Origin of the sequence: Chryseobacterium sp. WG14, from assembly GCF_024586945.1 — a bacterium.
GTDB lineage: Bacteria > Bacteroidota > Bacteroidia > Flavobacteriales > Weeksellaceae > Chryseobacterium.
In genome coordinates this window covers 228,985-248,289 of sequence record NZ_JALCZD010000003.1, presented here as the reverse complement: position 1 = coordinate 248,289, position 19,305 = coordinate 228,985, and the positions used below count along the sequence as shown (strand labels likewise).

Annotated in this window: 14 protein-coding genes; 8 read left to right on the top strand and 6 right to left on the bottom strand. The window is 34.8% G+C overall.

Annotation, left to right across the window (positions count from 1 at the left end; genetic code table 11):
- Window positions 1-48: 48 nt before the first annotated feature.
- Window positions 49-510 carry a hypothetical protein gene (locus tag MP478_RS07155; RefSeq protein ID WP_257200033.1) on the top strand — a complete coding sequence of 154 codons (462 nt, stop codon included), beginning with the start codon at window positions 49-51 and terminating at the stop codon, window positions 508-510.
- A gap of 18 nt (window positions 511-528) precedes the next feature.
- Window positions 529-1,383, top strand: a complete 855-nt coding sequence (locus tag MP478_RS07150) for a nucleoside phosphorylase (RefSeq protein ID WP_047495721.1) — start codon at window positions 529-531, stop codon at window positions 1,381-1,383.
- Between the two features lie 243 nt (window positions 1,384-1,626).
- Here the strand turns inward: MP478_RS07150 and MP478_RS07145 are convergent, their stop codons facing one another.
- The 3 genes from MP478_RS07145 to MP478_RS07135 form a co-directional block, all read right to left on the bottom strand.
- The gene (locus MP478_RS07145; protein ID WP_257200032.1) at window positions 1,627-2,154 is read right to left on the bottom strand and encodes a DUF1697 domain-containing protein; all 528 of its coding nucleotides are present in this window, start codon (window positions 2,152-2,154) and stop codon (window positions 1,627-1,629) included.
- 125 nt (window positions 2,155-2,279) lie between these two features.
- Window positions 2,280-3,773 carry a hypothetical protein gene (locus tag MP478_RS07140; RefSeq protein ID WP_257200031.1) on the bottom strand — a complete coding sequence of 498 codons (1,494 nt, stop codon included), beginning with the start codon at window positions 3,771-3,773 and terminating at the stop codon, window positions 2,280-2,282.
- 89 nt (window positions 3,774-3,862) lie between these two features.
- Complete coding sequence (locus MP478_RS07135; RefSeq protein WP_257200030.1) at window positions 3,863-7,348, bottom strand: DUF2723 domain-containing protein; 3,486 nt, start codon at window positions 7,346-7,348, stop codon at window positions 3,863-3,865.
- Window positions 7,349-7,569: 221 nt separating this feature from the next.
- On the opposite strand from MP478_RS07135, the gene MP478_RS07130 reads away from it, so the two are divergent.
- The 5 genes from MP478_RS07130 (at window position 7,570) to MP478_RS07110 (ending at window position 14,413) form a co-directional block, all read left to right on the top strand.
- The gene (locus MP478_RS07130; protein WP_257188908.1) at window positions 7,570-8,607 is read left to right on the top strand and encodes a PLP-dependent cysteine synthase family protein; all 1,038 of its coding nucleotides are present in this window, start codon (window positions 7,570-7,572) and stop codon (window positions 8,605-8,607) included.
- An 81-nt stretch (window positions 8,608-8,688) separates the two neighbouring features.
- Window positions 8,689-9,960, top strand: a complete 1,272-nt coding sequence (locus MP478_RS07125; protein ID WP_257189048.1) for a pyridoxal phosphate-dependent aminotransferase family protein — start codon at window positions 8,689-8,691, stop codon at window positions 9,958-9,960.
- Between the two features lie 73 nt (window positions 9,961-10,033).
- Window positions 10,034-10,924: a DMT family transporter gene (locus MP478_RS07120; protein WP_257200029.1), complete on the top strand. Its 891-nt coding sequence runs from the start codon at window positions 10,034-10,036 to the stop codon at window positions 10,922-10,924.
- Window positions 10,925-11,434: 510 nt separating this feature from the next.
- Complete coding sequence (locus tag MP478_RS07115; protein ID WP_257200028.1) at window positions 11,435-12,127, top strand: hypothetical protein; 693 nt, start codon at window positions 11,435-11,437, stop codon at window positions 12,125-12,127.
- 96 nt (window positions 12,128-12,223) lie between these two features.
- The gene (locus tag MP478_RS07110; protein WP_257200027.1) at window positions 12,224-14,413 is read left to right on the top strand and encodes a radical SAM protein; all 2,190 of its coding nucleotides are present in this window, start codon (window positions 12,224-12,226) and stop codon (window positions 14,411-14,413) included.
- A gap of 960 nt (window positions 14,414-15,373) precedes the next feature.
- On the opposite strand, the gene MP478_RS07105 is transcribed toward MP478_RS07110, so the two are convergent.
- The 3 genes from MP478_RS07105 to atpD all read right to left on the bottom strand — a co-directional run bounded on the left by MP478_RS07105 (window position 15,374) and on the right by atpD (window position 18,162).
- Complete coding sequence (locus MP478_RS07105) at window positions 15,374-16,192, bottom strand: hypothetical protein (RefSeq protein ID WP_230035471.1); 819 nt, start codon at window positions 16,190-16,192, stop codon at window positions 15,374-15,376.
- Between the two features lie 81 nt (window positions 16,193-16,273).
- The gene (locus tag MP478_RS07100) at window positions 16,274-16,555 is read right to left on the bottom strand and encodes a F0F1 ATP synthase subunit epsilon (RefSeq protein ID WP_230035469.1); all 282 of its coding nucleotides are present in this window, start codon (window positions 16,553-16,555) and stop codon (window positions 16,274-16,276) included.
- 98 nt (window positions 16,556-16,653) lie between these two features.
- Window positions 16,654-18,162 (bottom strand): F0F1 ATP synthase subunit beta, encoded by a 1,509-nt coding sequence (gene atpD, locus MP478_RS07095; protein WP_257200026.1) that lies wholly within the window; start codon window positions 18,160-18,162, stop codon window positions 16,654-16,656.
- Between the two features lie 204 nt (window positions 18,163-18,366).
- Between atpD and MP478_RS07090 the strand changes: the two genes are divergently transcribed.
- The gene (locus MP478_RS07090) at window positions 18,367-19,287 is read left to right on the top strand and encodes a bifunctional riboflavin kinase/FAD synthetase (protein ID WP_257188912.1); all 921 of its coding nucleotides are present in this window, start codon (window positions 18,367-18,369) and stop codon (window positions 19,285-19,287) included.
- The last annotated feature ends 18 nt before the right edge of the window (window positions 19,288-19,305 follow it).

Below are 19,305 nucleotides of genomic sequence, written 5' to 3'. Positions count from 1 at the left end.
GAGAGGATTTTTAATATAATTCAACAAATCAAAACTAAAAATAGTAATATGAAAACAAAGTTATTGTTTGCTTGCATGGCCAGCCTGCTTTCTCTTTCTGCTTTTTCGCAAAAGAAAAAACAACAGGAAATGGCTGTTTATGCAGAGAAGAAAGGTAACGACTATTACCTGGTCCGATTAGAGCAGGGCAAAGATATTCCCAATGTCTATGTATACTCAAATGGAGTTACAAAGCCTTATAAAAATTATACTGAACTAAAAGATGTTGTAATGGAATTTCCCGGAATGATGGAAACCAACAACTCAACTAAGGAAGAGCTTGTTTCTGTCCTCAAAAAGGATAATCATTTCTATGAGATTACCTCACAACGGAAAGATCCTAAAAACTTTGAAAAAACAATTATTACGGTCTACGAAGTCGTTCAGGGACAAAAAAGAATCGTTGAAGAATACGATACGATCTTCGATCTTGCCGGATCTCCTTATAAAGACGCAATTTTCATTAATTAAAATACAAAAATATACATTATGCTCAATAAACTTGCTGCCTCAGAACTTGTTCTGAATGAAGACGGAAGTGTATACCACTTGAATCTTTTACCCGAAGATATCGCTGATAAAATTATCCTTGTGGGTGATCCTGACAGAGTGGCAAAGGTTTCAAAATATTTTGACACGGTAGAAATCAAAAAAAATAAGAGAGAATTTTATACGCATACAGGAACTCTTCGCGGAGAAAGAATTACAGTAATGTCCACAGGTATCGGAACTGAAAACATCGATATCGTGATGAACGAACTGGATGCTTTGGTTAATATCGATCTTAAAAATAAAGAGTTCAAAACTGAACACAAAGCTCTTGAATTATTCCGTATGGGAACTTGCGGAAGTGTAAACCCGGATGTACAGGTTGATAATATGCTGGTTACCCAAAATGTAGTGGGACTAGACGGATTGATGCACTTTTACCAGGATTACAACTTTGAAAATGAGTTTTCTAAAAGCTTCATGGAAAAATTCCCTTATGAAAAAATTAAGCCAATGCTTTATTTCTCAGACTGGGCAGAAGAAATGGGAGACTATTATAAAGATGCCAAATACCACGGAAATACGGCTACATTCCCAGGGTTCTATGCTCCACAGGGAAGACAGCTTCGTTTAAAAGCAGTAGATGACAAATTCCTGGAAACTTTAAATGATCTTGGGATCACAAATTTCGAAATGGAAACTTCTGCTATCTATGCTCTTTCAAAATTATTAGGACATAAAGCCATTACTGTGAATAACGTAATTGCCAACAGAAGACGTGGAGAATTCTCTGCAGATCACCATGCTTCTGAGAAAAACCTGATTGAATGGGTATTGGAAAGAATCATTAAATAAGTAGTGCTTCCATTATAATAATTACATACAAAAAGCTATTCTCATTGAGGATAGCTTTTTTGTTTTTATCAGGTTTTGGCTAAAACCGATTGGGATTTATTGTTTTTTAAAAACCCGCTTCTATTGAGTATACAGATACTTCTTATCTTAACATTAAGGCATTAAGAAAGTTTGTTTATTATGTGAATTAAGAAATCAATAAATTTTTAATTAAGCAATGTTAAGTAGGGCTTCTAAAAAATCTTAGTTCATCTTTTTCAGGATTTTTTCAAAGGTGTTGGTATTCCTGCTTGTAAACCGGTCTTTAAGGCTTTTTTTGCCTAAAATCTTTCCAAAAGTAGAATCTAAGGTATTTCCTTTTGGAACCTGCCAGTAAAATATACTATTGATAATTTCTGCATTTTCATTTTCTGTCTGGGAAGCTTTTTGAAATTCTTCCATCAAAATATTCTCAATTCCCGGAACTCCCACAAAGGCATAAATATGAAGATCATCACTCTTTTCAAAAGGGATACTATTCCAGAATAATTCTACCTCCTCTTTGGATTTAACAAATAAAAAAGCTTCATAAGAAAAATGCCCGGACATTGCTTTTTCCAGAATTGTCTTTAATTCTCCAGCAGTTTTATCTGAAGAAAAAACGATATTTCCGGAAGCGAGTATGGAACTTACATCTTCCATTCCAGCCTCTTTAAAAACCTGGCATACGTCAGCCATTTTCATGTTTGTTCCTTTTACGTTGACACCACGGAGAAAAGCACAGTATTTCATAGGTTGGGTTTGAAGGTTTGAGAGTCGGAGGGTTTGAGAGTTTGGGAGTTTGAGTCCGTCTACCCTTTCAACTTCTTTATTCTTTATTCTTTATTCTTTATTCTTTATTCTTTATTCTTTATTCTTTATTCTATTTTAATGTATAGATTATAATCTGTTCCGGAAGGCTTCAGCTGATAGATTTTTTCCAGTATTTTGTGGTCGCTTTTCAGGTGATCTTTCACTCTGAATTCTTTCAGAAGCCTGTAATGAGTCTGATAATAAACAGCATTAGCATCATTGCCTTCATACAGATTTTTATAGGAAAGAAGATATTTTGGCTTTCTTGTTTTTACTGTATTGATCCAATAATTCACTTTATCCTTTTTGATTTCTTCCTGAATCTGTTTATCTACCAGCCCTACTTCATCAATTGTTTTTAACCCCGAAAAGTAAGGAACATATCCCGCCGGTTCCAGCAAGATCCATTGATTCTTGTCCTTTTCATATTGGTTTAAAAATACCCCTATTGTTCTGCGGTAATTCCATTCTCCATTTCCTGTCGCAATAGAATGAATAGTCTGAAAGGCAAGCATGGGAACAATATAAAATATAATCAATAAAGACAGCCACAGGTTTCTTTTCTCTTTCTGTTCTAAGATAAAAATAAGAACAGGCACGAAAAGCAGAAGCTGCGGAACCCAGTAATACCAATCGAATAAGCTTTTTTGAGAGATAAAAATAATCTGTTTTATCCATCCGAAAATAAAAATCATCCACAGGAAATAATTCCTGTTATTTCTCTGTCTGACCAGGTAAATGAAACACAGAAGCTCAAAAATCAATACAACAACTGTTACAGGATTAAAATTCCCAGGTACTTTCAGCATTCCCCAGAAATTTCCAAAACTTGCAAAGAAATAATTAATGTGCTGCTGCAGTGTAAAACTTTGCTCATACAGTAATTTCTTTGCTGTGATGGTATTATTGACAAGCTCACCAAAGTAAAACCAGTTGAAGGCTACGGTAAATAAAACACCCCAAATTCCCCCAAAGACATAAATCCATCTGATTTTTTTGTTCCAGAAAAGGTCAACCAGAAATACAATTCCCAGGAAGATCACCGTGTCTATTCTTGTGAACATGATCAGAACCGGAAGTAAGGCCAGCACCCATTTTTTTCCTTTGTAAAAGCCGTAATACAGCAATGACATCTCCAGAAAAAATAATAGTCCATACTCCATTCCAAGGATTGAAATTTTAATGGAAGGAGGAAGAATACCTATTAAAAAGATGAAAATAGCTTTATGCAAAGGATTTTTAAGAACCAAATGAGAAAGAAGCAATGTCCCTATTGTAAAAAGAAGAGAATTGAAAATCAAAAGAGGTTCAATAAAGTTTTCTTTTCCAAAAACAAAGTTGAAAATATAGGATACAAAAACATACAGATGAGTGGTAGAAGCCGAGATTTTAGTATCTCCATTGAAACCGATCACTCCGTAATCCAGTAAATTCTGAGCGACCCTCCAGGTAATAAATGCATCTTCCTGGATATAGTGCGTTAATAAAAAAAGGAGTTTAAAAAGTACTGTAAAAATTACAGCATAGATGGGGAACCTGCTATTCTTTGTTTCGGACATTCTGTATTTTTAGTTTCACAAATATAGCCTTAAAATTCAGGATTCCCAATAATAAAAAAACGGAACCGAAGTTCCGTTTTTAAAGTATTTTATTGTGTTACCTTGATAATTGCAGTAGTAATCTGATTTTCTTTTTCTTTTGAATACGTAGAATCAAAAGGTTCCATGATATCAAATAAATACTGATAGAATGGTGTGATCTGCTGAACATTTTCAGATTCCTTCATTGCTTTGTCTTTACCCATCTGCTGAAGTTCTTTTACAAAAACATTGAATTTCTTATCAATCGGTTCAATGGATTTTACCAGATAAGCATATGCTTTTTCTTTCTGACCTATTCTTGTATAAGCATCTGTAACTGCAGAAACAATAAGAGAATATTCCATAGGTTTTGTTCTCATCTGTCTTCTCAGATAGCTCTGATCTGCTTTAGAAAGGCTTAAATAATAATCATATTCTTCAAAGATTCCTTTCTTAAGCACTTCTGCCAGCTGAAGACCTTTCTGCTCCTGACCTGCAATAATGTATCCTGATACAATTGAACTTAGGGAACGGGGATCATTATATTTTTCTGCAGGGATTTCTTTGGCTGCAAGATCAAGAATTTCCAATGCTTTTGCTTTCTGATTATTCAATGCAAGTGCTGAAGCTGCTCTGCTTGCTGACATTCTGTAGCTGATAATATTGGATGTAGCTGTCTCGTCAAAGTGGGTATTTAAATTTTTGAAATTCCCCCATCTGAAGTTTTTCACTACATTATACAATGAGTTGGCATCTACTCTTCCCATATCTCCATCCGGAGTTTGAGGCGTATGAATTGGTATTAGCCTGTAACTGAATCCGTCAAACTGAAGATATTCATTTAGGTAGAAAATATTTTCGCTGTCATAGATTCCTCCTGAGGAGAAATTGATCGGACGTTTCCAGTCGAAGTTTGCCAACAGGTCCAGAAGAATCAGGTTGTTCTTATAAAGCGTGTTTCCTTTGTAAGTGATCATAATCTGATTCGCTACATTCGGAAGATCTTCCGGGTTGATGATTCCTGCTTTCAAAGCATTTTCTTTGTTGACAGGAAGGATAAATTTATTAACCGGAAGAATATTATATTTTTCATATTTTTCTTCTCCGAAATACATTTTTAAAAGCTGATCTTTTTCAGGAGACTTGAATTTAATGAACTCAATAGCCTGCTTCAATGTTAAAGAATCCTGAGTAAGATATTTTTTGAATGACTGGAATTCCGTTTCAGGAGCGCCCTGTTCTTTCAACATAGAGAAAACCCCTTCCCAATCTTCTTTCTTCATCATATAGATCTGGTCATTGACACCGTCTCTGTAATCATCATGTGTTAACTGACTTGGGATACCCATTGCATTATACGTTCTTCTTTTCACCTGATCTAAGTTCCATGGTGTTGAAGCAAGGGTAAAGTTAACTACTTTTACATCATCTCTGAATCTTTCAGTTTCCTGAATTGCCCAAACCGGGTAAGTATCATTATCTCCATATACGAACAGGATATCGTTCTTAGGCAGTGATTTTAATACAGAATAAGCATAGTCATACGCTGTATATCTATTGCTTCTGTCATGAACATTATAGTTCTGGAAGCCCATCATAAATGGTACTCCCAATAAAACAACTCCTAAAGCAATATTAGCACCGTTAGATTTTATTTTGGATTGTAAGAACCACAGAATAGCACCTGCTCCCAATCCTATCCAGATCGCGAAAGCATAGAAAGAACCTACCATTGCATAATCTCTTTCTCTAGGCTCAAAAGGTTTTACTCCTGTATAGAAAACAATTCCTACACTGGTTAAAATAAATAAAGATAATAAGGCATAGAATCTTCCGAAATCACGGTTCAGTTGGAAAAAGAATCCAATCAAACCTAAAATCAATGGAAGGAAGAAAAATGCTACGGTACTTTCATTTTTAAACTTAGCAGGCATTTTATCCTGATTTCCTACCAATGCATTATCGATAAAAGGAATACCTGAAATCCAGTTTCCTTTTGTACTTTCCATGTTTCCTTCAAGATCATTCTGTCTTCCTACAAAGTTCCACATCAGGTATCTTACAAAGTAATATCCGTTCTGGAAAGAAATGAAATAATCCATATTCTGGAGTAATGAAGGCTTTTGAACATTGATCAGGTTATATGGTTTTACCTTCAGATAATCTGCCGCAGTAATTGATTTATCTTCATATTTCGTTCTCATCTCATCGAAGATCTGCTTAGCCTGTGGGTTATCTGCAACATCTTCATTGCCATAATTGAATGTAAAATCAGGAGCTCCGTACATGGCAATATAATTCGCCATTACATCTTTATCTTCACTGAACATTCTTGGCATTAAGCTTATCTGAGACTTATTGAATACATAATTGAAACGGTCTCCGGTTTTTCTATACGTTCCGGTTTTTTCATCTTTTTCGTAGATTTCCCCGGTTTTCGTTGTTTTAAAACTTCCGTCTTCATTTTTCTCGATTCCGTTAGCATCAAGAAATGCCGTATAGTTTTGTCCGTAGATCGTTGGCCAGTCACCATACTGTTCTCTGTTGTAATAATCCAACATACCAATAGCTGTATCAGGATCATTAAGGTTCATAGGTGGATTAGCATTTGCTCTGATTGGAATAACCATCCAGCAAGAAAATCCTATCATCATGAAAACCACAGATAAAGCTGCCGTCTGGTATACATTTTTCTTTGCTCTTCTGGCATATTTAATAATAAAATAGCAGATCGCTACCATTAGGATAAATGCAACAATAGTTCCTGAGTGGAAAGGAAGTCCCAGCCCGTTTACGAAGAAAATCTCCAGTCTTCCGAACATGGTCATAATTAAAGGGAAAATAATTTTGAAGACAATAATCAAAATTCCCAGGGTAATAAGGTTTGCCCAGATAAAGTTTTTCCAGGTAAACTTATAATTTCTTGCATAGTATACAAGGCATACTGCAGGAATAGCCAGCATACACATCATGTGTACCCCAACAGAAAGACCTAAAATAAAGAAAATAAGGATGATCCATCTCTCACTGTCAGCAGCTTTATACTCATTCTCCCATTTTGTGATCAACCAGACCAAAAGTGCGATAAACATGGAAGCCATTGAGTATACCTCTCCTTCTACTGCAGAAAACCAAAAGGTATCTGAGAACGTAAAGCAGAGTGCTCCTATTGCTCCAGCAAATAAAATAGAGATTTCCTGATGTTTGGTAATCTCTTCAAAGTCTTTGTTTAAGAGTCTTCTTACAAAATGTGTAATGGTCCAAAACAAAAATAAAATAGTCAGTGCACTGAACAATGCAGACATCGCATTAATTACGATAGAATAATTTTCGCCTTTTCCTAATGCAAAAATGGCTGCCACGGCACCCACAATCTGGAATAAAGCTGCTCCCGGAGCATGCGTTACTTCAAGTTTTACTGCTGAAGAAATGTACTCTCCACAATCCCAAAAACTGAAATTGGGTTCTATCGTGGACAAGTACGTAAAAAACGCAATGACGAAAATCACCCATCCTAAAGCGGTGTTCCATTGCCTAAAAGTCCAATTTTTCATAGTATTAAATCAATTATGCGAAAATAAGGCTTTTATATTATTTTATATTGTTTTTAACAAAATTTAAAAATTTGGCGTAGAATTTGCGATCATACACCTGCTAAAACTGTAAATGAGAAAATAAGTTTTCTAAAATTGACCTCTAGAAATCAAACAAAAGTTTAGTAATTATTTATTTTTTTGTATTTTTGCAGTCAGATTTTTATTGAAAATAACAAGTAATGAGTAATGTTTACGATAATATTCTTGGCCTGATAGGACATACTCCTATGGTGAAGCTAAATACCGTCACAAAAGATATTCCAGCAACCGTTTATGCCAAGTTAGAATCATATAATCCTGGACATTCCACCAAAGATAGAATTGCACTACATATTATAGAAAATGCAGAGCAGAGAGGTTTATTAAAAGAAGATTCTGTAGTTGTAGAAACTACTTCCGGAAATACCGGATTTTCTATTGCAATGGTATGTATCATCAAAGGATATAAATGTATTCTCGCAGTAAGCGACAAAACGAAACCTGAAAAGATTGCTTATCTAAAAGCATTAGGAGCAACTGTATATATATGTCCGGCTAATGTAGCAGCGGATGATCCGAGATCATACTATGAAGTAGCTAAGAGAATCGCTCAGGAAACCCCTAATTCTATTTATATCAATCAGTACTTTAATGAACTGAATATTGATGCCCACTATCAGACTACGGGTCCTGAAATTTGGGAACAGACAGAAGGTAAGGTCACTCACCTTTTTGCATGTACAGGAACAGGTGGTACCCTGTCAGGTTCCGCTAAATTTTTGAAAGAGAAGAATCCGGATATTAAAATTATTGGGGTGGATGCAGATGGATCTATATTAAAAAGCTATCATGAGACGGGAGAAATCCATAAGGAAGATGTTCATCCTTATCAAATTGAAGGTATGGGAAAAAATTTAATTCCTTCTGCCCTTCTTTTTGATAAAGTAGATGAGTTTGTAAGAGTAAATGATGAAATGGCTGCATACAGAACCCGCGAAATTGCTTTAAAAGAGGCCATCATGGGAGGTTATACTACCGGAGCCGTAACGCAGGGGTTAATACAATATGCCCAATCTCACGAACTAACGAAGGATGATATCATTGTCTTGATTTATCCTGATCACGGTTCAAGATATATTACAAAGGTGTACAGTGATAAATGGATGGCTGAGCAGGGATTTGTTAATAATTGTGTTCACAATTACGATGAAGTCTTCAAGACAGAGTTTATCAAATAATAATATATAATCACAATATAAATCAAGCCTTTTGCGTGTTCTACAACAAAGGCTTTTTTACTTAAAAATCACGATATAATGTTGGATATTTTTGAAAGAATAAAAGAAAATCCAGGACCTCTTGGACAATTTGCAGATTATGGTGAAGGCTATTTTATTTTCCCAAGATTGGAGGGCCCCATTGGTCCGAGAATGCAATTTCAGGGTAGAGAAGTAATTTTCTGGAGTGCCAATGACTATTTAGGTCTTTGTAACCATCCTGAAGTGAAGGAAGCGGATGCCAATGCAGCTGCAGAATATGGAATGTTTTACCCTATGGGAGCAAGGGCGATGTCCGGAGAGACAGAACAGCATCTTCAATTGGAAAGAGAATTGGCAGATTTTGTACAAAAAGAATCAGCATATTTATTAAACTTCGGTTACCAGGGAATGGTATCTACCATTGATGCTTTGGTAAGCAGAAATGATGTCATTGTTTATGATATGGATTCTCATGCGTGCATCGTGGATGGAGTAAGACTTCATTCAGGTAAAAGATTTACCTACAGACATAACGATATAGAGAGCCTTGAAAAAAACCTTCAAAGAGCTACCAAAGTTGCTGAAGAAACCGGAGGTGGTATTTTAGTAATTACTGAAGGAGTTTTCGGGATGAGAGGGCAGCAAGGAAAAATCAAAGAGATTTGTGATCTTAAATCAAAATATAAGTTCAGACTCTTAGTAGATGATGCCCACGGATTCGGAACGCTTGGTAAAACAGGTGCAGGAGTAGGCGAAGAGCAGGACTGTAATGATCAGATCGATGTATACTTCTCTACGTTCGCAAAATCAATGGCAGGTTTCGGAGCATTCCTTGCGGGTGATAAAGAAATCATCAGATATCTGAAATTTAACTTAAGGTCTCAAATTTTCGCTAAATCTCTTACCATGCCAATGGTAATCGGAGGTTTAAAAAGATTGGAACTATTGAGATCAAGACCCGAGATCAAAGCAAAACTTTGGGAGAATGTTGAAAAATTGCAGAGTGGTCTTAAAGAAAGAGGGTTTAATATCGGTGATACCAATACGTGTGTAACTCCGGTTATGATGCAGGGAACCCCGGTAGAAGCAACTCTATTGGTTAAAGATTTAAGAGAAAATTACGGTATTTTTACATCTGTTGTTGTATATCCTGTAATTCCAAAAGGAATGATTCTTTTAAGATTAATTCCTACAGCATCTCATACGGATGCAGAGATTAATGAAACTCTCGCAGCATTTGAAGCTATTCATGATAAATTAGTAAGTGGTTACTATAAAGAGCAGGAACAGCTCTTACTGCAGGAACAGGGATTAAGTTTTAAACCGATTTAATCATAAACATACAAAAACCACTGATTGATTCAGTGGTTTTTTATTTAAAAACTATAAAAGCTATACAAACGAAATGAAACTCAGAGGATATATGTTGGGAACGCTGTCTGCTGTTTCCTATGGATTGATTCCTATTTTTATTCTGCCCATCAAGCAGGCGCATTTTTCAGTAGATGTAACCTTATTTTACAGGTTCCTCTTTTCTGCTTTACTGGTAGGTGGATATCTCCTCTATTCTAAAGAGAGTTTTAAAATCAATAAGAAAGAATTGTTGATATTAGCTGTTCTGGGAATCTGCTATGCTTTGTCTTCGGAGTTTTTATTTTTAGGCTACGACTTTCTTACCCCAGGTATCGCTTCTACTGTTTTATTTATTTATCCTGTTATTGTAGCTTTGATTATGTTCTTTTTCTATAAGGAAAAACTCAACAGGCTGTCTATAGTATCATTGCTGTTTGCTTTTGCAGGCGTTATTGTTTTATGTTTAAAAGGAAACGGACTGGACATCAACTTTACAGGATTGGGAGTTGTCATGCTGAGTTCTCTTTTTTATGCATTATATATGGTTATTGTTAATAAATCAGATCTCAAGGTTTCCGGATTTAAGCTGTCTTTTTATTCCATGCTTATCACATCTCTGTTTTTTATGACAAAGACAGGTTTGGAGGGAGGATCTTTAACGATACCTTCCCTATCTCTATTTTTTAATTTTCTCATTTTTGCTTTTCTCACTACCGTTATTTCCAGCTTATGCCTGGTATACGCCATTAAATACATAGGATCCACTCCCACGGCAATACTTGGCGCTTTGGAACCTGTAGTTGCCGTAATGGTAAGTGTACTGATATTTCATGAAAAGTTCACAACTAATCTGTTCATCGGTATTACGCTGATTCTTTTAGCAGTTACCCTTAATGTGATTGCCGGCAACAGGAAGTCGAAAATTAATCAATGCACGGCCTAAAGTGGCTTGCTGATAATTACTTATGTCATTACAAAAATTTTTATATTATATTTACTCAACAATTGATGGGTAATATAAAGCCTGTTTAAACTAATTAAAAATTGAGTCACAAAAGCTGAGTGAAAAGCTATAAACACTTTAGTTTATTTTAAGTTTAAACTGAATGAAAATAAAAAGTACACTTAAGCAAAAAATCTTTGACTTTTTTAAAACTTACGTGAGCCTTAGTGGGCCTATTTTCAAAGCTTTATTAAACTTAAGTGTTCAAAAAACTTTGTGACTTTTGACTACATCGAAATAACATTCATCGACTGAAAGGAGATAATCTTCGATTTGTGATTAAATAAAAAGTTTAAACAAGTTCATACTATGCAAATTATTCAAAAGATCATTTTTTCTTTTATTACTAGAATATTCTTATGTTTAGTTTTATTGTTTTCGGAGCCGGTATCGTTGCAGTTTAGATTTCTATGTGTGATCATTTTCTGTATTCCCTGGATCAGGTTTTTTATGAATGACACAGATAGGAAAAATATCGATCAGTCAATTTATTATAAACTTCTATTTCTTACCACACCTGTTTTATATATTTTTATAGCCTGGAAAATCTTTGAACTGTATCATTTCAGTTTAATGACCCAGCTAGTTTTATTCTCTTTACCGGTAATAGCAGGGCTTTATATAAAATCGAAAGATAAAGATATGTCAAAGAACTCTCAAAGTATCTTACAGACCATGAGTTTCTATTCTATCCTCTTTTTCTTAGCATTTAATGTATCCTTTGACTTTTCCAAACCATTATCGAAAGGATACTTAATTACTGATAAAGCCATTTCTACAGAAGAAAAAACAGATTCGGATGGTTATTCTGAAATTACAAACTATCAGTTTATGACGATTCCGAAAGAAAAAATGAATCCAACAACTGATCATCATAATCCCACCAAAACATTCCTCACTATTCAAAATAAGAAATATGAAATTCTTACCAGAAAATCTAAAATTGTAAAATATAAAAATGATTATGAATATTTGCGTTCCTACTATCTAAAAGAATATACAAAACCTGATGTAATCAATGTAAAACGTAAAACTTATAATCAATTTGGAAAAGGAGATTATCTCGATATTGAAACATATCCCGGATTATTTGGTATAGGATGGACCTATTATCATTGGCAACATAATCATTACTATCAATAAGGCTTTTGAAAACACTTTTATAATTTTTCGTCAAATAATCAGTAAAAATCTTTGCTCTTTTAGATTTAAAACTTATAACTTTGCAAAAATTTTCTGTTGAAAGATCTGCTTCTTATCACCCCACCTTTTACCCAACTCAATACTCCTTATCCCGCAACAGCTTATATCAAAGGATTTTTGAACACCAAAAATATTTCCAGCTATCAGCTTGATCTGGGTATTGATGTTATTTTAGAATTGTTCTCTAGAGACGGGCTTCAAAAGGTTTTTGAGAAAAATATTGATCTTCAGATTTCTACTGAAAATACACAGAGAATATTTGCTTTAAGAGAAGAGTATTTAAAAACCATTGACCAGGTAATTTCTTTTTTACAGGGTAAAAATCCAACATTAGCCAGACAGATCTGCAGCATGAATTTTCTGCCTGAAGCTTCCCGTTTCAACCAACTGGATGATATGGATTTTGCTTTCGGAAACATGGGTTTACAGGATAAAGCCAAACATTTGGCCACCTTATACCTGGAAGATATTTCAGACTATATCATTGAAAATAATGATCCTGATTTCGGATTCAGCAGATATGCAGAACGCCTTGGGAAAAGTGCCAATTCTTTTGACGAGCTGTATTCAAAATTAGCCGGTCCACAAACATTTATTGATGATTTTACATTGAAAATTCTCCAGGATGAAATAGAAAATATACAGCCTAAACTGGTTTGTTTTTCAATCCCTTTTCCCGGAAATTTGTACTCGGCTTTTAAGTGTGCTCAGTTTATTAAAAAGAACTTTCCTCACATTAAAATAGCTATGGGAGGAGGTTTTCCCAATACAGAATTAAGAGAGGTTAAAGATCAGAGAGTTTTTGAATTCTTTGATTTTATCACCTTGGATGACGGTGAACTTCCTATTGAATTACTTTGTCAAAACGTATTGCATCCTGTAGGAGAATTTGAATATAAAAGAACTTTTTTAATTGAAAATCAGGAAGTTGCATATAAAAACAATTCCAAAAGACACGATTATAAGCAGGCTGAAATTGGTACTCCGGACTATACAGATTTAAAATTAGACCAGTATATTTCCGTTATTGAAATTGCCAATCCCATGCACAGCTTATGGAGTGACGGCAGATGGAACAAACTGACCATGGCTCATGGATGTTATTGGGGTAAATGTACCTTCTGTGATATTTCCTTAGATTATATTAAAATCTATGAACCTATCTCTGCCAAAATTTTGGTAGACAGAATGGAAGAACTCATCAAAACAACCGGTGAAACAGGTTTTCATTTTGTAGATGAAGCAGCACCTCCAGCTTTGATGAGAGAAGTTGCACTGGAAATTCTCAGAAGAAATCTTGTCGTAACATGGTGGACCAATATCCGTTTTGAAAAAAGCTTTACCAGTGATTTATGCTATCTTTTAAAATTATCTGGATGCGTTGCCGTTTCAGGAGGACTTGAGGTGGCTAGTGATCGATTGTTAAAATTAATTGATAAAGGAGTTTCTGTGGAGCAGGTGGCCAAAGTAACGAAAAATTTTACCGAAGCAGGAATTATGGTTCATGCCTATCTGATGTATGGCTACCCTACCCAAACTGTTCAGGAAACAATAGACTCACTGGAGATGATTCGTCAAATGTTTGAAATGGGAATTCTTCAAAGTGGATTCTGGCATCAGTTTGCCATGACTGCCCATTCACCTGTAGGAATCAATCCCGAAGATTTCGGAGTTATTCCGGTAAAACAGGAAATTCTATTCGCAAACAATGACATCGACTTTAAAGATAAAACAGGAATCGATCATAATAAATTCAGCTTTGGATTAAAAAAATCCCTCTTCAATTATATGCATGGAATTAATTTTGAAATTCCCCTTCAGGAATGGTTCGATTTTAAAATTCCAAGAACAACAATTCATCCTGACCATATTCATGACTGTCTTTTAGAAGATGATTCATTCTCTTTTAAAGGAAACTCAAAAATTGTGTTTTTAACCAAAAATGTAATCGCTGAGAATCGCGTAAAAACAAAAAAGAAATATTCTGGTACGTACACATTAATTACATTCCACTTAAAAACCAATATCGTGAAGGTCGAGCTGGAGCAAGAGAAAGCTGACTGGTTACTGAATGTATTGCATGAGAACTCTATAGAAAGTTCGAAAAAGATTACAGCTCAACAACTTAAGAATCAGTTTGAAGAAAATTTTGAGGATTTTGAGCTTTTCTGGTTCTCAAAACCAATGCAGCAATTAAAAGAAAACGGGGTCATTTTGAGTTTATAAAATTTCAGTTTTTTCTCAGGGATTTGAAAATTCCATAGATTTTTCAATTTAAGGTATAAAAATGATTTTTTTTTTAAAGGTGAAAACGGTACGGAAAAGTCTGCACCATTCTTTTATGCATTTATAGAATACTTCTCTATATTAGGTTTTGGCTAAAGCCAATTAATTTTTGAAATTATTGATGAACGAATGGGCTAAAGCCCATTTCTATTGAATACAACTTTTGTAGATTTTGCCGATTTTTTTATTATATGATAAAAACATTTAGTTTGTCATTCAGGAGGAATCCAGATTATATTTTTATATTAACAACGTTGAGATTCCTACGGAATGACAAAGATTATGGTAGATTTTGGATGAAGTTTAATTTTTATTGAAAGATCATATGCTCGCAGGCTTTGCGGATCGAGCAAATCCTTTTTATTATATGATAAAAGCGCTCAGTTTGTCATTCCTGAGGAATCCAGATTGTATTTTTATATTAACAACGTTGAGATTCCTGCGGAATGACAAAGATTGTGGTAGATTTTGGATGAAGTTTAATTTTTATTGAAGACAATACGCGCAGGCTTTGCGGATCAAGCAAATCCTTTATACGATAAAAGCGCTCAGTTTGTCATTCCGGAGGAATCCAGATTGTATTTTTATATTAACAACGTTGAGATTCCTGCGGAATGACAATGATTGTGGTAGATTTTGGATGAAGTTTAATTTTTATTGAAGACAATACGCGCGCAGGCTTTGCGGATCAAGCAAATCCTTTATACGATAAAAGCGCTCAGTTTGTCATTCAGGAGGAATCCAGATTGTATTTCTAAATTAACAACGTTGAGATTCCTGCGGAATGACAAAGACTGTGGTAGATTTTGGATGAAGTTTAATTTTTATTGAAGGTAATACGCTCACGGATTTTGCAAACCAAGCCTATCTTACGATAAGAACCTTTTCCATTGAAAGTTTTTAATTAGCTGTATCTTTTACAACAGGGCCAACGGATACTTTTTCCTGAGTTTTAATAAAATTGGGATCCATAATAGCCATGCGTTCTGCAAGTGCCTTATAAGTTGGAAATTTTAAGATAGAAGCTCTGCCCGACATTTCCTTATAAATTGTAAAAGACTTACCACCAGCACTTTTCAATTGTTTTGTGGTTGTAATATACCGTCCGATATATTTACTTTTGGCATCATAAATCTCAATATCTATAAAAGTTTTATCCATGATCGTATCGTCTGAACCAAAACTTACAGGTAAATTGGTAAAATATCCCACCGGAACACCATTGCTTAGGATTTCGCCTACTTTATTGACCTCAATATTCAGTTTATCAATCTTTTTCCTGATGGTATAAGCTTCTTTTGTTTTACTGTCCAGCTTTCTTTTAGGCATGTTCGAAAACAGTTCATCAAGATTTTTTACATTGATTCCTTTATTATCAATTATTTTAAGCCCCTTCACAGAGGTGTAGACGGCAGATTTTTCTTCCCCGGAAAATGCCGACGGTGAAATATAATCCAGTTCTATTACTTTATCCCTGTTATACACCCTATTAATTTCTATGTAGCTGTCTCTCACCGAGTCAACGATACTTTTATCAATAAATTTTATCGTATATAGCGGTGTTTCCTTTAAATCCATAAAGGTATAATTATTGGATTTATTGGAGAGTTTTGCTACCGGAATTCCGTCTAAGTTAATAATTCCTCTTTTGGTTTTAATATTCTGGGCATTGAGGAAAACTCCCAGAAGCGTAAAGAATATAATGATACTTTTCTTCATAGAACCAGCCTTTTACATAAAATAAAAAAAGTGTAACACAAAGTTACACTTTCTTGAAAATATATTTAGCTTTTCATTTAATTATTCACAAAGGATAATTCCTTTATTATGATTAAATTCTACAACACCGCTTTTGATAGAATAAGAAAAAACAGAGTCTTTCTCATTTTCTTTAGTAAAGTTTTTAGCAAAAGCTTCATCAATTGAATTAGCAAAAAGCTTCACTTTACCACCGATTAAAGAAGAAACAATTCCTGCGTGGTTTTGCATGATGTGAAATTCACCATTTTTTCCAGGCAACAATACTGAGTTTACTTCTCCTTCAAAAACTACGTATTCTGGTGTCAAAATTTTTATATTCATTTAATTTAGATTAAAAGATTAAAAGATTGAAGATTAAAAGATTTTTGACAAACATTATATGTCTCTCATCTCATGTCTAAAAATCTTATGTCTAATTATTAAGCGTTTTCAGCTAACATTTTTTGTCCTGCTTCGATAGCTTCTTCGATGGTTCCTTTCAAGTTGAAAGCAGCTTCTGGTAAGTGATCTAATTCACCATCCATAATCATGTTGAAACCTTTGATTGTATCTTTGATATCTACCAATGATCCAGGAATACCTGTAAACTGTTCTGCTACGTGGAAAGGCTGAGATAAGAATCTCTGAACTTTTCTTGCACGGTAAACTACAGATTTATCTTCTTCAGAAAGTTCTTCCATACCAAGGATAGCAATGATATCCTGAAGCGCTTTGTATCTTTGAAGAATTTCTTTTACTCTTTGAGCACAGTCATAATGTTCGTGACCAATAACTTCCGGAGAAAGGATTCTTGAAGTAGAAGCTAGAGGATCTACCGCTGGGTAAATACCTAATGAAGCAATCTTTCTGTCAAGTACCGTTGTTGCATCCAAGTGAGCAAACGTAGTTGCAGGAGCCGGGTCAGTTAAGTCATCCGCAGGTACGTATACCGCCTGTACTGAAGTAATTGAACCATTTTTAGTGGAAGTAATTCTTTCCTGCATCGCTCCCATTTCAGAAGCAAGAGTTGGTTGGTAACCTACCGCTGATGGCATACGACCAAGAAGTGCAGATACCTCAGAACCAGCTTGTGTAAAACGGAAGATGTTATCTACGAAGAAAAGTACATCTCTACCTTGTCCGCTTTCACCACCATCTCTATAATACTCAGCCAATGTAAGACCAGAAAGTGCTACTCTAGCTCTTGCACCTGGTGGCTCGTTCATTTGTCCGAAAACGAATGCCGCTTTAGATTCTTTCATAGCTTCTAAGTCTACTTTAGAAAGATCCCAACCTCCATTTTCCATAGAGTGCATGAAATCATCACCATACTTGATAATTCCTGATTCCAGCATCTCTCTTAAAAGGTCATTTCCTTCTCTCGTTCTTTCACCTACTCCGGCAAAAACTGAAAGACCTCCGTGTCCTTTTGCAATATTGTTAATCAACTCCTGGATCAATACTGTTTTACCTACACCGGCACCACCGAACAAACCAATTTTACCTCCTTTTGCGTAAGGCTCCACTAAGTCGATTACTTTAATACCTGTAAATAAAACTTCTGCAGAAGTTGAAAGTTGATCAAATTTTGGAGCTTCTCTGTGAATTGGAAGTCCTCCCTCTTTAGAAATATTCTGAAGTCCGTCGATAGCATCACCAACAACGTTGAATAGTCTTCCGTTTACAGCCTCTCCGATTGGCATAGTAATAGGATTTCCGTATCCAATTACTTCTTGCCCTCTCTTAAGACCATCAGTAGCGTCCATTGCGATACATCTTACTGTATCTTCGCCAATATGTTGTTCTACCTCTAAAACTACTTTTTCACCGTTTTCTTTTGTAATTTCTAACGCGTCATAGATGCTAGGAACAGATTCCACATCTGCGAAGACAACGTCGATTACCGGACCAATAATTTGAGAAATTTTACCTTTAATTTGGTTTGCCATTGCTAAATTTTTTCTTGGTGCAAATATAGTGATTCTTCATAAACCCACAATTGGTAAAAAAAAGATTTTTATCATGCTTTTTCAGTAATGTAGGAAGATAATATTTTCCCAATGCAACAATATTTATCATTGAAATAATTGATACACTGTTATATTGATACATTGGCACATTATTTCTATATTTGCAGTCAAAATTTTTCCGTTTTGAAAGTTTTCAAAAATTTTACAGATTATTCTTCTCAAAAGCCTTTAGCATTGTCTTTAGGTATGTTTGACGGGGTACATCTTGGGCATAAAAGCATTATTGATGAGTTGATAACAATAGGTACAGAAAACAATCTGGAGACAGCAATTCTTACTTTTTGGCCACATCCCAGGTTTATTTTTAACCCCAATGAAGATTTAAAACTTCTGAATACTTTGGAAGAAAAGAAGCAGCTTATTGAAAAATATGGTATTGCCCATTTATTTCTGAAAGAATTTGATGAAGAGTTCAGAAACCTAACAGGTGAAGAGTTTGTGCGTCAGATTTTAATTGATAAGCTCAATGTAAAGTACCTGATTATAGGCTATGACCATTCTTTTGGGAAGAATAAAAGCGGAAATTTTGAATTGCTTCAAAAACTATCTAAAGAACTGGATTTTGAGGTTGAGCAAATGGAAGCGATCAATATTCACGAAAATAATATCAGTTCAACTAAAGTACGTAATGCTCTTTTAACCGGAAATATTAAAGAAGCCAATGAAATGCTGGGATACTCCTACTCTGTTTCCGGAACTGTAGTTCATGGGAAAAAGATCGGAAGAACCATTGGTTATCCAACAGCCAATATCGATACAGAATCAATTAAGCTATTACCTAAAAAAGGAGCTTATATTGTTGAAGTTGAAGTAAAAGGAAATCAATATAAAGGGATGTTGAGCATTGGAACCAATCCTACAGTAAACGGAGACAAACTAACCGTTGAAGTATACATTCTCAATTTTGATGATGATATTTATGATGAGAAAATTACCGTCAGGTTCAGAGATTTCCTTCATGATGAGATCAAGTTTGAAGGACTGGAAAAACTTATTGAAAGACTGGATGAGGATAAAAGATTAACAGAAGAATTTAATTTTTAAATAAAAACTGTTTCACAC

Coding starts and splice junctions, on each gene's coding strand:
- MP478_RS07115 (WP_257200028.1), top strand. CDS start 11,435: ATGAATGACACAGATAGGAAAAATATCGATCAGTCAATTTATTATAAA.
- MP478_RS07135 (WP_257200030.1), bottom strand. CDS start 7,348: ATGAAAAATTGGACTTTTAGGCAATGGAACACCGCTTTAGGATGGGTG.
- MP478_RS07155 (WP_257200033.1), top strand. CDS start 49: ATGAAAACAAAGTTATTGTTTGCTTGCATGGCCAGCCTGCTTTCTCTT.
- MP478_RS07145 (WP_257200032.1), bottom strand. CDS start 2,154: ATGAAATACTGTGCTTTTCTCCGTGGTGTCAACGTAAAAGGAACAAAC.
- MP478_RS07150 (WP_047495721.1), top strand. CDS start 529: ATGCTCAATAAACTTGCTGCCTCAGAACTTGTTCTGAATGAAGACGGA.
- MP478_RS07130 (WP_257188908.1), top strand. CDS start 7,570: ATGAGTAATGTTTACGATAATATTCTTGGCCTGATAGGACATACTCCT.
- MP478_RS07140 (WP_257200031.1), bottom strand. CDS start 3,773: ATGTCCGAAACAAAGAATAGCAGGTTCCCCATCTATGCTGTAATTTTT.
- MP478_RS07105 (WP_230035471.1), bottom strand. CDS start 16,192: ATGAAGAAAAGTATCATTATATTCTTTACGCTTCTGGGAGTTTTCCTC.
- atpD (WP_257200026.1), bottom strand. CDS start 18,162: ATGGCAAACCAAATTAAAGGTAAAATTTCTCAAATTATTGGTCCGGTA.
- MP478_RS07100 (WP_230035469.1), bottom strand. CDS start 16,555: ATGAATATAAAAATTTTGACACCAGAATACGTAGTTTTTGAAGGAGAA.
- MP478_RS07120 (WP_257200029.1), top strand. CDS start 10,034: ATGAAACTCAGAGGATATATGTTGGGAACGCTGTCTGCTGTTTCCTAT.